This window comes from Shewanella sp. 30m-14 (assembly GCF_052977125.1).
The window spans coordinates 91266-105564 of the sequence record NZ_JBRILW010000011.1 but is presented as its reverse complement, the minus strand read 5'-3'; the positions used below and the strand labels follow the sequence as shown (position 1 = coordinate 105564).

The window sequence follows — 14299 nt, the reverse complement described above, 5'->3', positions numbered from 1 at the left end:
TGTAGCATAGGTTATTTTTGCAGTTTAGCGATTGCATCACCAAACTCTGAAACATCTTCAAAGGCACGATAGACAGAAGCAAAACGAATATAGGCAACTTTATCTAAGTTGACTAAGTGGTCCATCATCAGATTACCTATCATTTCTGATTTAACTTCACGCTCACCGGTCGCGCGTAAAGTCGATTTAATCTTAGTTAATGCCTGTTCAATTTGATCCATAGACACAGGTCTTTTCTCTACGGCTCTTAACATGCCACCACGTAATTTTTCTTCATCAAACGGCTGGCGACTGCCATCTTGTTTCACTACGCGAGGCATCACAAGCTCGGCACCTTCAAAGGTAGTAAAACGTTCATGGCATTGAACACACTCTCTACGTCGACGAACCTGATGGCCGTCAGCGACTAATCGCGAATCAATCACTTTTGTGTCAGTTGCGCTGCAAAATGGACAATGCATTTAGCCTCCGGTTAGAAATTAGGTAGTTTCACTCACTGAATTTAGCAAAACCTCAGAAAGTAGGCTCGAATCAAAAGTATGCTCGAATAATAACAAAAATGGCCGCATAAATGCGGCCATAGGAGTCTACCTGATTAAACGCTTAAGGTTAACCGTAAACAGGGAACTTAGCGCACAATTCCAGAACCTGACTCTTAACGCGTTCGCTAACGGCAAGATCTGAAATGTCATCTAAGATGTCACACATCCAGTTAGTTAACAGCACTGATTCTTCTTCACCAAATCCACGACGGGTAATTGCAGGTGAACCGATACGCAGACCAGAGGTCACAAATGGTGAGCGAGGGTCGTTTGGTACAGAGTTCTTGTTAACGGTAATGTTAGCATTGCCAAGAGCGGCATCAGCATCTTTACCTGTGATGTCCTTGCTGATTAAATCAAGCAAGAATAGGTGGTTTTCAGTACCACCAGATACCACATCATAGCCACGTTCAATGAACGTACGCGCCATCGCTTTAGCGTTAACAACCACTTGCTCTTGGTAAGTCGTGAACTCAGGGTCTAGTGCTTCTTTAAATGCAACGGCTTTAGCAGCAATAACGTGCATTAAAGGACCACCCTGGCCGCCTGGGAATACCGCAGAGTTTAGCTTTTTGTAGATATCTTCATCGTTAATCGCAGATAAGATCAAGCCGCCACGTGGGCCAGCCAGTGTCTTATGCGTTGTTGTTGTCACAACGTGAGCGTGTGGCATAGGGCTCGGGTAGATCCCCGCGGCAACTAAACCTGCAACATGCGCCATATCAACAAACAGGTATGCACCTACTTTATCAGCGATTTCACGGAATTTACCCCAATCAACAATGCCCGAATATGCGCTGAAACCCGCAATAATCATCTTAGGCTTGTGCTCAAAAGCAAGACGCTCAACTTCAGCGTAATCAATCTTACCTGTTGATTCATCGATACCGTACTGAACAGCATTGTATAGCTTGCCAGAGAAGCTCACATGAGAACCGTGAGTTAAGTGACCACCGTGGGCTAGACTCATGCCTAAAACGGTATCGCCACCTTGTAGCAATGCCATAAACACAGCTGCGTTTGCTTGTGAGCCAGAGTGTGGCTGAACGTTAGCGTATGTAGCGCCAAATAGCTCTTTAGCGCGCGAGATAGCTAATTCTTCAACGATATCTACATGCTCACAACCACCGTAGTAACGCTTACCTGGGTAACCTTCAGCGTACTTGTTAGTTAGCTGTGTACCTTGAGCTTCGATAACACGAGGACTAGTGTAGTTTTCTGAAGCAATGAGTTCGATGTGCTCTTCTTGACGACGCGTTTCATCTTCAATTGCTGCAAATAGTTGTGGATCGTAATCCGCGATATTCATATCTTTTTTCAGCATTACTCACTCCAGCTGTAAAATTCTTCTAGTAGGGTTGCGCGGTATGATACAGCGCATTCGATCACAATCCCAGTATTTACAACATGAAATTACTTGCATTTCTAGATGAGAGAGTTTCGTAAAAAGCACTAATCGGTATAAATAACCACCAATACCTAGCTAACAGATTTATGCGTTAACTGTGAATGAAACTGCTCGAATTCAGATTTAAGTTCTGTATCGAATCAAGTAGAATTGCCGCCAATCAACGTAGAAAAAATACAATCAAAGAGAAATAACATGGCTCAATTTGTATATAGCATGCTTAGAGTGGGCAAGATTGTCCCGCCTAAAAAACAGATCTTAAAAGATATTTCATTAAGCTTTTTCCCTGGCGCAAAAATCGGTGTCTTAGGCTTAAACGGCTCAGGTAAATCCACCCTACTGCGCATTATGGCGGGCTTGGATACTGAAATTGAGGGCGAAGCGCGCCCAATGCAGGACCTAAAAATTGGTTACTTACCGCAGGAACCAAAACTTGATCCAAACCAAACTGTACGTGAAGCGGTTGAAGAAGCCGTGGCCGAAGCCAAAAATGCACTGGTACGTTTAGACGAAGTTTACGCGCTTTATGCCGAGCCCGATGCTGACTTTGACGCCCTTGCTAAAGAGCAGGGCCAGTTAGAAGCCATTATTCAATCGCAAGATGCTCACAATCTGGATGTTGTGCTAGATCGCGCAGCGAACGCACTACGTCTTCCTGATTGGGATGAGAAAATTGAAGTGCTTTCAGGTGGTGAACGCCGCCGTGTGGCAATTTGTCGCTTACTGCTTGAAAAGCCAGACATGCTGTTGCTCGACGAACCAACCAACCACTTGGATGCCGAATCGGTAGCCTGGTTAGAGCGCTTCTTACAAGAGTACACTGGTACCGTTGTGGCCATTACCCACGATAGATACTTCCTTGATAATGCCGCTGGTTGGATTTTAGAACTTGACCGTGGTGAAGGTATTCCATGGGAAGGTAACTACTCATCTTGGCTTGAGCAAAAAGATGCCCGTCTAACCCAAGAATCTGCCACAGAAAGCGCGCGTCAAAAAACAATTGCCAAAGAACTTGAATGGGTGCGCCAAGGGGCTAAAGGCCGTCAGTCTAAAGGTAAGGCGCGTATGGCTCGCTTTGAAGAGCTTAATACTAACGACTACCAAAAGCGTAACGAGACCAACGAGCTATTTATTCCACCAGGACCACGCTTAGGTGACAAGGTTATTGAAATCACTAACCTGACTAAATCTTATGGCGACCGTGTACTGATTGACGACTTGACTTTCTCAGTACCAAAAGGCGCTATCGTTGGTATTATCGGTGCTAACGGCGCGGGTAAATCAACGCTATTTAAGATGATTTCAGGTGCAGAGCAGCCAGACAGCGGCAGCGTTGAGTTAGGCGAATCTGTACAAATCGCTTCTGTTGAGCAATTCCGTGATTCAATGAATGACAAGAACACGGTTTGGCAAGAGATCTCTGATGGCCAAGATATCATGCGCATCAACAACACCGAAATTCCAAGCCGTGCCTATGTAGGCCGCTTTAACTTCCGTGGTGGCGATCAGCAAAAGATTATCGGCAGCCTATCAGGTGGTGAACGTAATCGTGTGCATTTAGCTAAGCTTCTACAAGCTGGCGGTAACGTACTGCTACTCGATGAACCAACCAACGATTTGGACGTTGAAACCTTACGTGCACTAGAGGAAGCGTTACTTGAATTCCCTGGTTGTGCCATGGTGATTTCGCACGACCGTTGGTTCCTCGATAGAATCGCGACCCATATCCTAGATTACCGTGATGAGGGCAAGGTGAACTTCTATGAGGGTAACTACACCGAGTACTCAACATGGTTGAAAGAAACTATGGGTACTGATGTTGTTGAGCCACATCGCTTGAAGTATAAGCGCATGGTTAAATAATTCTTACACTCGATTAAACAAGGAGGCCTCATTGGCCTCCTTTTTATTATCTACTTGTCCCGTTAAGTATACTCCCGCCTTCCTCAGCAGCTAGCGAATAAGTGGCCACCTAATAAATAGCTACCTAATGAACCTAATGAACCTAATGAACCTAATGAACCTAATGAACCTAATGAACAGTCATCTAATAAATAGATGGCTAATAAATATTTTTCAACTGCGTAACAAAATACCTGCTAATTATGCGAAGATATCCATTGGTATAAAATAGCCAATTAAAAACAACAAGTCGTGCACTCGATATATTAAACGACGAACATTTATGGACGAGCAAAGCAATGGATGACAAACAGCAGCCCGCAGTAACGGCCGATAAGCTGAAGACAGAGCCCGCTGGGTCCCTTATTAGGGAAAACCAAATTAGGGAAAATAAAGTTACTGAAGAAACTGTCACAGCAGAAACAGACGTCACACCTAGCATTAGCAAGCCAAAAGCTTTTTTAAATAGTATTAATCACTTCCGTGGTATTGCGATTATCTTTATCGTCATGGCGCACTGCTATCGCCCAGCGGGTTGGCAAATTGAAACCTTTGCCGATAAAGCCTGGTTTAACTTAATGATGAATGGCACGGTCTTTTTCGTGTTTATTTCCGGCTTTCTTTTTCACCATGTGTTTTATCACCGCTGGGACTACAAAAAGTATATGAAGAGCAAAACTAAATTTGTTTTCCTTCCTTATCTACTTTTGTCTCTGCCTTGGATTGTTTGGCATCTCACAGTGGGAACCGACCCCATGATGCATAAGGAAATGGCAGATATTTCCGGCCCTGCAGCGGCGGCGAGCTGGTACGTAATAACTGGCCGTACCCTTACCGCTTATTGGTATATTCCAATGGGAATGATGTTATTCGCCCTATCGCCTTGGGTCATGTATCTCATTAAAAAGCAGCAAGTACTCTACTACGCGATTCCGCTTTTAATCATTGCCATTATGGTGCATCGCCCCATATCAAACCTCAATGCGATTCAGTCTTTAGTCTACTTCTTACCCGTCTACCTGCTTGGAGTTTGGGGCTCGGCGCATCGCGATAAACTGTTCCCGTTTATCGATAAGTATTGGCTGCCGATGTTACTCACGGGTATTGCCTTAGCGCTTATACAGGCGCAATACTTTGGTGCAGGCACGCTTAATAAAGCCCCATTTGAAATGACAGTGCCAGACTTAATGCTGCCACAAAAAATCTTACTCACGCTGGTGATACTGGCAATTTTGAACAAGTTTGAGCATATCTCGATTGCACCACTACAAAAGCTAGCAGAAGTCAGTTTTGCGATTTACTTTATCCACCCATGGATAACAACGCCGTGGTGGATGCTCTATGACAGCCCAGATTTTTTGGGATTAAATGGCCAAGGTAATATCTTTACCACTTTAATCGTCACCTTAGTGGTTGTAGCTATCTCTTACTTGATTGCCATCATCATTAAAAAGCTACTCAGTAAACGTAGCCGCTATTTAATCGGCTGGTAAGTAGCAAGAACCACCCAAGTAAAACGATAAAAAAAAGAAGCAAGTTACAGTACCAATCGATACAAATAACTAATATTAAGAGTTACCACATTATGTTTAAACCTCTACTCTATGCCGCAACGCTGCTCTTGCTGTCAACGCAGCTTAGCGCCAATGAAGACTATCAATTTGATGGGCCCTACCTGATCCAAGAAGTCACAACTGATCAGAAGGCCAATGCCAGCCAAGAGTCACATGAACAGACCGCCTATTGGATCTGTAATGCAGAACTTAAAACGACTCGAGTGAGTGAGCGCACACTTAAACGCCCAGATAACTGCGGTCAGCTACCACAACCTACACTGAGTCATGCCATAAAGCAGGTCATGCCTGATAGCTACAGCGGTATAAAAAAAGTGGTCGCACTCAGTGACGTTCATGGCCAGTACGATGTATTAATCACCTTACTAAAAAATCAAAAAATCATTGATGCCGATCATAACTGGGCCTTTGGCGATGGTCATATGGTGATGACAGGCGACATGTTTGACCGCGGCGACCAAATCAACGAAGTACTTTGGTTTATGTACCAGCTAGACAGACAAGCCAAAGCGGCTGGCGGTATGCTGCACCTACTCATGGGTAACCATGAGCAGATGGTACTCGGTGGCGATCTTAGATACGTGCATCAACGTTACGACCTAGCCAGTAAACTATTAAACAGAAGTAACGATGAACTTTACGCGGATAACACCGAAATTGGTCAGTGGCTAAGAAGTAAAAATACCTTAGTTAAGATTAATGACGTGCTATATATGCATGGCGGGATCAGCAGTGAATGGTTAGAGCGCCAGTTAACTATCGAGGAAGCGAATCGTCTGTTTCGCGCTAACATAGGTCGACCTAAGGCTGAGCTAAAACAAGATGAGTTATTGAGTTTTCTATTTTATGGCAATGGACCAACCTGGTATCGAGGCTATTTTAAAGATAGTTTTACCGAAGCTGAACTCGATAAAATACTGGCTTATTTTAACGTCAAGCATATAACCGTTGGCCATACTTCTCAAAAGCGGGTACTTGGACTATTTAACAATAAGGTCATCGCCATCGATAGTAGCATTAAGCGGGGTAAGCAAGGTGAGTTGTTACTGATTGAAAATCATGAATTAGTACGAGGCCTTTTCGATGGTTCTCGCCAAGCATTGTAGCCTTTCACTCGCGATCTAGTGCACTAGGGGCATGTTTGCTACCAGTGCATTAAGTTAGAGCGCAGAACGTAGAACTTAGGACCTAGAACCTAGAACCTAGAGCCAAGTTTGCTAGTTAATGCTTGGTTAGCTTTAGTTTGAATGTTGGCCAGTTAACTATCGCTAAGCAACAGCCCTGTCATGATCAACTTCACTCCGCTTAATTTAACCCCACATAATTTAACTTCTTTGCCATCCCTCAGCTTTACCGACTACTGCTCCCTGGCTCATAGATAACCTTCCCCGCTAACCGACCGATAAAATACAAACCTAGCAAAAGCCGTAACAAAGGTTACAGCAAGTTAAAATTGCTAATGAATTACTCACAAAAGGTAAAGTATTAACTTCTACTTTTCTTTACTTTACATTGCTTTACCCTATGAGGTTGAAATTTTATCTAAAATAATCTCAACTTTGGCTGTGTAAGTAATCATTCATGAAATCCTCATATATTCTTATCCCTATATTATTGATTGTTGCTGGCGCAATAACCTTCAGTAGTCTGACTGAAGCGAAACGAACAGATCTCAAACAAAGACCTGTTCGCACCGTGCCAGTCGTTACTGGCATTGTTCAGCAACACGATCTTTCTCAGTCGCTGTCCTTAATCGGTAAACTTGATGCCGAGCAATCAGTTTATATCGCCCCGCAAATTGCAGGTAAGATAAAGTCTATTCTAGTCAGCACAGAGCAAAAAATTGATAACGGCCAGATACTGATCCAGCTTGATGATGCAAAAGCACAAGCAGCCCTTGCCGAGGCAGCCGCCTATTTAGCCGATGAAAAACGTAAGTTAAAAGAGTTTCTAAAACTGATAGATAAAAATGCTATCACCCAAACTGAAATTGACGCCCAAAAAGCCAGTGTCGATATGGCGAGCGCTCGTTTAGCCGCCGCACAGGCCGACCTTGATTATCACTATTTAACTGCGCCATTTGCCGGCACTGCAGGCCTGATTGATTTCAGTCAAGGCAAAATGGTCACCGCAGGTACAGAGCTATTAACCCTAGATGACTTATCCAGCATGCGTCTTGATCTGCAGGTACCGGAAAATCACCTGTCACAACTCAGCGTTGGCATGAGAGTCAGCGCCAAAAGCCGTGCATGGCCAAATACAGACTTTATCGGCAAGGTTATCGCCATTGACTCACGAGTCAATCAAGACACCTTAAATCTTAGGGTGAGAGTGCAATTCAATAATCCAAACCTGCAGCTAAAACCGGGCATGATGATGTCAGCAACCCTGCTATTTCCAAGTGTGTCTGAACCCGTCATTCCGGTACAAGCACTTGAATACTCAGGCACTAACCGTTTTGTGTATGTCATTGACGAAAACGGAATTGCCAAACGCACTAAAGTGACCCTTGGCGCTCGCATCGAAAATGAAGTGTTAATTACCGGCGGACTAAGCATTGGTGACAAAGTCGTTGTACAAGGTTTAGTCAATATGCGTGACGGGCTACGCGTAGACGATTTAGCCGACGTTGCACTAGCACACAAAGAAGATGCAAAAGAGACGGCTAAAGAGCAACAAGCACGAGGAAGCATCTAAATGTGGTTGTCTGATGTTTCAGTAAAACGCCCTGTTGTCGCCATCGTCTTAAGCCTATTACTGTGTGTATTTGGCGCGGTATCCTTTAGTAAGCTTGCCGTGCGTGAAATGCCCGATGTAGAAAGCCCAGTGGTCACCGTTATGACCACCTATGAAGGTGCTTCTGCAACCATTATGGAAAGCCAAATTACTACCGCACTTGAAGGCGAGTTAACCGGTATTAGCGGTGTCGACCAAATTGAGTCGGTGACCCGAAACGGCATGTCACGTATTACAGTGACCTTCCTTTTAGGATGGAATTTAACCGAAGGGGTCAGCGACGTTCGTGACGCGGTAGCGCGTGCACAACGCCGACTTCCCGATGAAGCCAACGACCCTATCGTATCAAAGGATAACGGTACCGGAGAGCCTTCTGTTTACGTCAACTTAAGCTCATCTGTCATGGACAGAACGCAGTTGACCGATTACGCTCAGCGTGTTTTAGAAGATAGGTTCAGCCTTATCTCTGGCGTGAGCAGTGTTGATATCTCAGGTGGTTTGTACAAGGTTATGTATGTACAGCTTAAGCCTGAGCTAATGGCTGGCCGCAATGTCACCGCATCAGATATCGTCAGCGTGCTCAATAAAGAAAACGTTGAAACACCCGGCGGTGAAGTGCGAAACGACACCACCGTGATGGCGGTACGCACAGCGCGTATGTATCAAACTCCTGAAGATTTTGACTACCTCGTTATTCGCACTGCAGCCGATGGTACACCTATTTATCTTAAAGATGTCGCCAATGTATTTATTGGTGCGATGAATGAAAACTCAACGTTTAAAAGCGATGGTGTGGTCAATATTAGCTTAGGCGTTGTACCGCAGTCTGACGCCAATCCGCTTGAAGTGGCTCAAGACGTCCACAAAGAAGTGGAGCGTATTCAAAAATTCTTACCCGAAGGCACTAAACTGATTGTCGATTATGACTCCACAGTGTTTATTGACCGTTCAATTGACGAAGTGTTTAGTACTTTAGCTGTAACGGCCTTGCTGGTTGTCTTAGTACTGTACATCTTTATCGGCCAAGCAAGGGCGACGTTAATTCCTGCAGTGACTGTCCCTGTGTCACTAATTTCAGCTTTTATTGCTGCCAATATGTTGGGTTATTCGATTAACCTACTCACCCTCATGGCACTTATCCTCTCTATTGGCCTTGTGGTCGATGATGCCATCGTGGTGGTGGAAAATATCTTCCACCATATTGAAAAGGGCGAGCCTCCTCTCTTGGCTGCCTATAACGGTACTCGAGAAGTCGGCTTTGCGGTTATTGCAACCACCGCCGTACTGGTCATGGTTTTCCTACCTATCTCCTTTATGGAGGGTATGGTCGGCCTGCTATTTACCGAATTTTCGGTAATGCTAGCGGTCTCAGTGCTGTTCTCGTCACTTATTGCGCTAACCTTAACACCGGTATTAGGCAGTAAGTTACTTAAAGCGAACGTTAAACCAAACCGCTTTAACCTCTGGGTTGAGTCAATATTTAGCAAACTAGAACACGCCTACCGCAAGATGGTAAGTAAGGCAGTGTCATTTAGAGTTGCCGCTCCCATGGTCATTATTGCCTGCATTGTAGGTAGCGGCTGGTTAATGCAGCAAGTGCCCGCTCAGCTAGCCCCCCAAGAAGATAGAGGCGTTATCTTTGCCTTTATTAAAGGCGCTGAAGGCACCAGTTATAACCGTATGGCAGCCAATATGGAGATAGCGGAAGATAAGTTAATGCCGCTATTAGGCCAAGGTGTGGTCAAGTCTTTCAGTGTGCAAGCGCCAGCCTTTGGCGGCCGAGCAGGTGATCAAACAGGCTTTGTCATCATTCAACTTGAGGACTGGAACGAAAGAACCGTTAATGCGCAGCAAGCCCTAGGTGTCATTGCCAACGCGTTAAAAGGCATTCCCGATGTTATGGTGCGCCCGCTATTACCCGGTTTTAGAGGTGGCTCGAGCGAACCGGTTCAGTTTGTACTTGGTGGCAGTGATTACCAAGAGCTCTTTAAATGGGCACAAGCTTTAGAAGAGGAAGCACTTTATAGTCCAATCTTTGAAAGCCCTGAAATCGATTATAAAGAAACCACACCGGAACTTGTGGTCACAGTTGATAAAGAACGCGCTGCAGAGCTTGGGATAAGTGTTGCCCAAGTGTCTGAAACCTTAGAGATCATGCTCGGCGGTCGCAGTGAAACCACCTTTGTTGAGCGCGGTGAAGAATACGATGTTTACCTTCGCGGTAACGAAAACAGCTTTAGTAACGTAGCAGACTTAAGCCAAATCTATATGCGCTCAGTCAAAGGTGAACTAATCACCCTAGACACCATCACCCACATCGAAGAGGTGGCGTCAGCACAAAAGCTAAGCCATAACAATAAACAGAAATCAATCACCTTAAAGGCAAATTTAGGTGAGGGTTATACGTTAGGCCAGGCATTGGACTTTCTTGACCAGAAAGCCATTGAGATGCTGCCAAGCGATATTTCGGTTGCCTATACTGGCGAGTCTAAAGACTTTAAAGAAAACCAAAGCAGTGTGTTTATGGTCTTTGGTTTAGCTCTGCTGGTAGCCTATCTTGTTTTAGCCGCGCAGTTTGAAAGCTTTATTAACCCATTGGTCGTCATGTTTACTGTTCCTATGGGAGTATTTGGCGGTTTCTTAGGTTTGTATTTAACTGGTCAAGGCCTGAATATTTACAGCCAGATAGGCATGATAATGCTGATTGGCATGGTAACTAAAAATGGTATTTTGATTGTTGAATTTGCTAATCAGCTACGTGATAAAGGTCTTGAGATCGAACAAGCGATTATCGATGCCTCGGTAAGACGCTTGCGCCCGATTCTAATGACAGCCTTTACCACCTTAATTGGCGCAATCCCGCTTATCCAGTCTACAGGAGCAGGCTCTGAAAGCCGGATAGCCGTTGGTACAGTGGTGTTCTTTGGCATGGCCTTTGCCACCTTTGTGACCTTGCTAGTGATCCCCGCTATGTATCGCTTGATCTCTGGAGCAACTAAATCACCCGGTTTTGTCGAGTCACAACTTGATAAAGCCATTGCAGAACATCTGCATTCAAACCCCGCAAAACAATAGCGTAAGTTCCCGTTTTGCGTAAAAAAGGAGCTCATTGAGCTCCTTTTTGTTTATATGGCAATCCACTTACCTTACCGATACTGCTGCGATTTAATCAATTCTTTCTATACTAAAAGGTATCAAGGTTGCTAAATCACACATAAACAGCCGTTATTCACGCTCGAATAATGACTTATAGCGTTAGGTGGAACTTATGCAGGAAGCAGAGTTTAAACAAAAAGATTGGCAGGAAGCCGAACCAAGGATCTACGAGACAGTTTTTATTAATGGGCAATTTATCGCAGAGCGCCGCTTAAGTGGCAACCAAAGTAAATACCCTCACAGTCCTCATTTAGATGTCTACGATCGCCGACAATCAGATAATAATGACTCCCATCTGGTAGATCTCTACATTTAGCGATAATTTTCCCAATACTGGACTTCACTCAATAGCCAAGCTGCGCTATTGTCTTTGCTTGCCAATGAAAAGTAACCTCAGTGCTGCAACAATAATGTTCATCATTAAGCTATAGCACGCTAACCCAATGAGTACTCTGTGAAAAAAATTGCCCTTTTTGTTGATGTACAAAACATCTATTACACGTGCCGCCAAGCATACGGACGGCAATTTAATTACCGCAAACTGTGGCAACATTTAGGCTATGAAGGTGACATAGTTCAAGCGACCGCTTATGCCATTCATCGCGGTGATGATGGCCAGCTCAAGTTTCAAGATGCATTAAAACACATAGGGTTTGAGGTAAAACTTAAGCCTTTTATTCAGCGCAGCGATGGCTCAGCTAAAGGCGATTGGGACGTAGGTATTACCATTGACATCATGGAAGCCGCAAGTGAAGTCGACGCGGTGATTTTGCTATCTGGCGATGGTGACTTTGATCTGTTAATGCAAAAAATAAAACAAAGATATGGTGTTGAAACCCAAGTTTATGGCGTGCCTAGTTTAACGGCCAAATCACTGATTGACTCAACTGAACAGTTCCACGAAATCAATGACAGCTTACTGCTGTAACAGTGACATTTTTTGAGTGAGCGACAAGTGTTATGGCGGACTATCTGTCCGCCATAATTTATTTATCCAGTTAACAGCCATTACTTTTCAAGTGAGTTGCTACAAGCCCGTTAACCAGCTTATTGTTCAAGTGCAGTCGTATAACAACGCCTGATAACGCTTTGCCTGTGAATGCCAATCAAATCTCTGCGCCTTGGCGCTTTGTTGCATAGCATTCCAACGTGCACTTCCCACCATAGTGGTAGCCTCATCAAAGACCTGCAATAGCGCCGCGCCCTGAGATGGAATATCGCCCCCCTCAAAGGTAAAACCTGTTTCTAGATGATGTACCGTATCTTTAAGGCCACCGATCCGATTAACTAAACAGAGCTGCCCCGCGCGCATCGCCAACATTTGGCTGATCCCACAAGGTTCAAACGAGCTGGGCATTAAAAATAGTGAACCTAGCTTGTAAAGCTTATCGGATAGCTGTTCATCATAACCATCTAAGAAAATAAACTGTTGATGTTTAGCCGCTATGTCTGAAAACTCACGGGCTATCTCTGCATCACCGCTCCCCAGCATGACAAAACGTGCATTAACATCGAAAGCTGCCATGCGTATCAGCAAGGCCTCTAATACCGTGCGGCCTCGTAAAGTGCAGTCGTCATTGTCGAGCTCAAAACGGCTACGCAGCAACATCACCTTCTGGTCAGTTAGGCGACCAACTGAGGTCATGATAAACCTAGTATCTTCAGTGTGAGTGGCCTCTTTTGCATTGGCACTGTTTAAATTGATATGATGAGTCACCTCTGTTTGCCATTGCTGCAAACGCCATTGAGCAATAAAGTCTTGCGTTCTTACCTGTGCCTTGCCCACCTGCCATTGAATAATCGTGTTTAACGCCTGATCGATAAACTGCTTAGTTAAATCGACTCGGCCTTGTTGATTGGCTTTCTTGCTAGGCTTTTTCTTGCTAGGCTTTTTCTTGTTAGCCTCTTGCTTGGTAACTTCAGCATCTACATTGCTGCAATGCTCGTTATCACCGCCTTGTTCGACCTCTTTTTCAACATCTGCCAGTGCTTGTGGGTACATACAGCCATTAAGTATACCCACCAGGTTGTTGCGATTACGCTGATGTTGCAAGTCCAGCTCTAAGCCCTCGCCACCAAAGAACCCCTGTTCGGGTAATGAGGGGCTGAGCACCTCTAAAGCATAACTTGGCGATACCAGGTGAACCTTATCACTGAGTACAATACCAGCCCGCATTGGGTTAATGCAGTTGCTATAGCGTGGATCTTTAATCAAGCTGCATTGCAGTTCAGTAAGCTCGGCACTTAAGTGCGGATACCAGGCTGCAAATGACGACGCCTCATCGTTAAAAGGCCTAATCCCCTGCAATGCCAAATTATGAATACTGAACACACAAGGTAAATCTTGCAAAAAACCATAGCGACTATCGAAGGCACGCAGCACCGCAAATAATCCGTTATGCCAATCATGCAGATGAATATGACTCGGTTTATCAGCAAAGTACTGCGCTCCGTCTTCAGTTAGAAAATCGATGCGCAGCGCTTCTGCAACAGCAAGATTAAACAAGGCAAACTTAGTTGCATCTTCTGCAAATGGTCTAGAGGCATCACCTTGAGAATAAGCGCCATGACTGCCATGAAAAAGTGGATGTTCAAATAAGTAGAAATGACTATTAGCAAGCTTAGGGTTTAGCGCGCGGTACACGCCGACCTGTTGCTTTTTCCCTGAAAACTCAACGTCAACATCTGCCAGCCAATGTGCATTGGCCGCCGCTATCAATGAGCCAAAACTTGGCATTGCCACATCAACGGCAATATTGAGCTCCGCTAATGCCACAGGTAAGTCATTGATCACATCGGCCATGCCGCCAACTTTCGCACCAGCAATGGCACCATTTTCAGCGGCCAGCATTAATACCCGAGCCTGGGTGGCCTCAGTAGGCGCACGATTAAGCTCATTGCTTAGCGTATGGTTTTGGCTCAGACCATTACCCACGTTCAGCGCCTGAGTCTGGTTGTCGATATTATTGTGCGGCAGCATA

Annotated in this window: 10 protein-coding genes; 7 read left to right on the top strand and 3 right to left on the bottom strand. The window is 44.8% G+C overall.

All coding sequences use genetic code 11. The annotated features are described in order from the left end of the window. Positions 1–11: 11 nt before the first annotated feature. The gene (gene nrdR, locus ACVBIU_RS10245) at positions 12–461 is read right to left on the bottom strand and encodes a transcriptional regulator NrdR (protein ID WP_012276315.1); all 450 of its coding nucleotides are present in this window, start codon (positions 459–461) and stop codon (positions 12–14) included. A gap of 148 nt (positions 462–609) precedes the next feature. Further along, a complete protein-coding gene (glyA, locus tag ACVBIU_RS10240; protein WP_447161889.1) occupies positions 610–1866 on the bottom strand; it encodes a serine hydroxymethyltransferase in 1257 nt (418 codons plus the stop codon). Between the two features lie 279 nt (positions 1867–2145). Here glyA and ettA point away from each other — a divergent pair, with 279 nt between their 5' ends. The 7 genes from ettA to ACVBIU_RS10205 all read left to right on the top strand — a co-directional run bounded on the left by ettA (position 2146) and on the right by ACVBIU_RS10205 (position 12246). After that, a complete protein-coding gene (gene ettA / locus ACVBIU_RS10235; protein ID WP_447161890.1) occupies positions 2146–3813 on the top strand; it encodes an energy-dependent translational throttle protein EttA in 1668 nt (555 codons plus the stop codon). Between the two features lie 338 nt (positions 3814–4151). Next, a complete protein-coding gene (locus ACVBIU_RS10230) occupies positions 4152–5345 on the top strand; it encodes an acyltransferase family protein (protein WP_447161891.1) in 1194 nt (397 codons plus the stop codon). A gap of 92 nt (positions 5346–5437) precedes the next feature. Continuing rightward, on the top strand, positions 5438–6532 hold the full coding sequence (locus tag ACVBIU_RS10225) for a shewanella-like protein phosphatase (protein WP_447163658.1): 1095 nt from the start codon (positions 5438–5440) through the stop codon (positions 6530–6532). Positions 6533–7007: 475 nt separating this feature from the next. Continuing rightward, complete coding sequence (locus ACVBIU_RS10220) at positions 7008–8123, top strand: efflux RND transporter periplasmic adaptor subunit (RefSeq protein WP_447163659.1); 1116 nt, start codon at positions 7008–7010, stop codon at positions 8121–8123. Next, positions 8124–11237 carry a multidrug efflux RND transporter permease subunit gene (locus ACVBIU_RS10215; protein WP_447163660.1) on the top strand — a complete coding sequence of 1038 codons (3114 nt, stop codon included), beginning with the start codon at positions 8124–8126 and terminating at the stop codon, positions 11235–11237. A 193-nt stretch (positions 11238–11430) separates the two neighbouring features. Further along, the gene (locus ACVBIU_RS10210) at positions 11431–11634 is read left to right on the top strand and encodes a hypothetical protein (protein ID WP_447161895.1); all 204 of its coding nucleotides are present in this window, start codon (positions 11431–11433) and stop codon (positions 11632–11634) included. Between the two features lie 138 nt (positions 11635–11772). Continuing rightward, complete coding sequence (locus ACVBIU_RS10205; RefSeq protein ID WP_447161896.1) at positions 11773–12246, top strand: LabA-like NYN domain-containing protein; 474 nt, start codon at positions 11773–11775, stop codon at positions 12244–12246. A 126-nt stretch (positions 12247–12372) separates the two neighbouring features. Here the strand turns inward: ACVBIU_RS10205 and ACVBIU_RS10200 are convergent, their stop codons facing one another. Further along, positions 12373–14298 (bottom strand): glycogen synthase, encoded by a 1926-nt coding sequence (locus ACVBIU_RS10200; protein WP_447163661.1) that lies wholly within the window; start codon positions 14296–14298, stop codon positions 12373–12375. Between the last annotated feature and the right edge of the window lies 1 nt (position 14299).

Excerpts from the sequence above, each read along its gene's own strand:
- ACVBIU_RS10200 (WP_447163661.1), bottom strand. The coding sequence starts at position 14,298 with ATGCTGCCGCACAATAATATCGACAACCAGACTCAGGCGCTGAACGTG.
- ACVBIU_RS10220 (WP_447163659.1), top strand. The coding sequence starts at position 7,008 with ATGAAATCCTCATATATTCTTATCCCTATATTATTGATTGTTGCTGGC.
- ACVBIU_RS10210 (WP_447161895.1), top strand. The coding sequence starts at position 11,431 with ATGCAGGAAGCAGAGTTTAAACAAAAAGATTGGCAGGAAGCCGAACCA.
- glyA (WP_447161889.1), bottom strand. The coding sequence starts at position 1,866 with ATGCTGAAAAAAGATATGAATATCGCGGATTACGATCCACAACTATTT.
- nrdR (WP_012276315.1), bottom strand. The coding sequence starts at position 461 with ATGCATTGTCCATTTTGCAGCGCAACTGACACAAAAGTGATTGATTCG.
- ACVBIU_RS10215 (WP_447163660.1), top strand. The coding sequence starts at position 8,124 with ATGTGGTTGTCTGATGTTTCAGTAAAACGCCCTGTTGTCGCCATCGTC.
- ACVBIU_RS10225 (WP_447163658.1), top strand. The coding sequence starts at position 5,438 with ATGTTTAAACCTCTACTCTATGCCGCAACGCTGCTCTTGCTGTCAACG.
- ACVBIU_RS10230 (WP_447161891.1), top strand. The coding sequence starts at position 4,152 with ATGGATGACAAACAGCAGCCCGCAGTAACGGCCGATAAGCTGAAGACA.
- ettA (WP_447161890.1), top strand. The coding sequence starts at position 2,146 with ATGGCTCAATTTGTATATAGCATGCTTAGAGTGGGCAAGATTGTCCCG.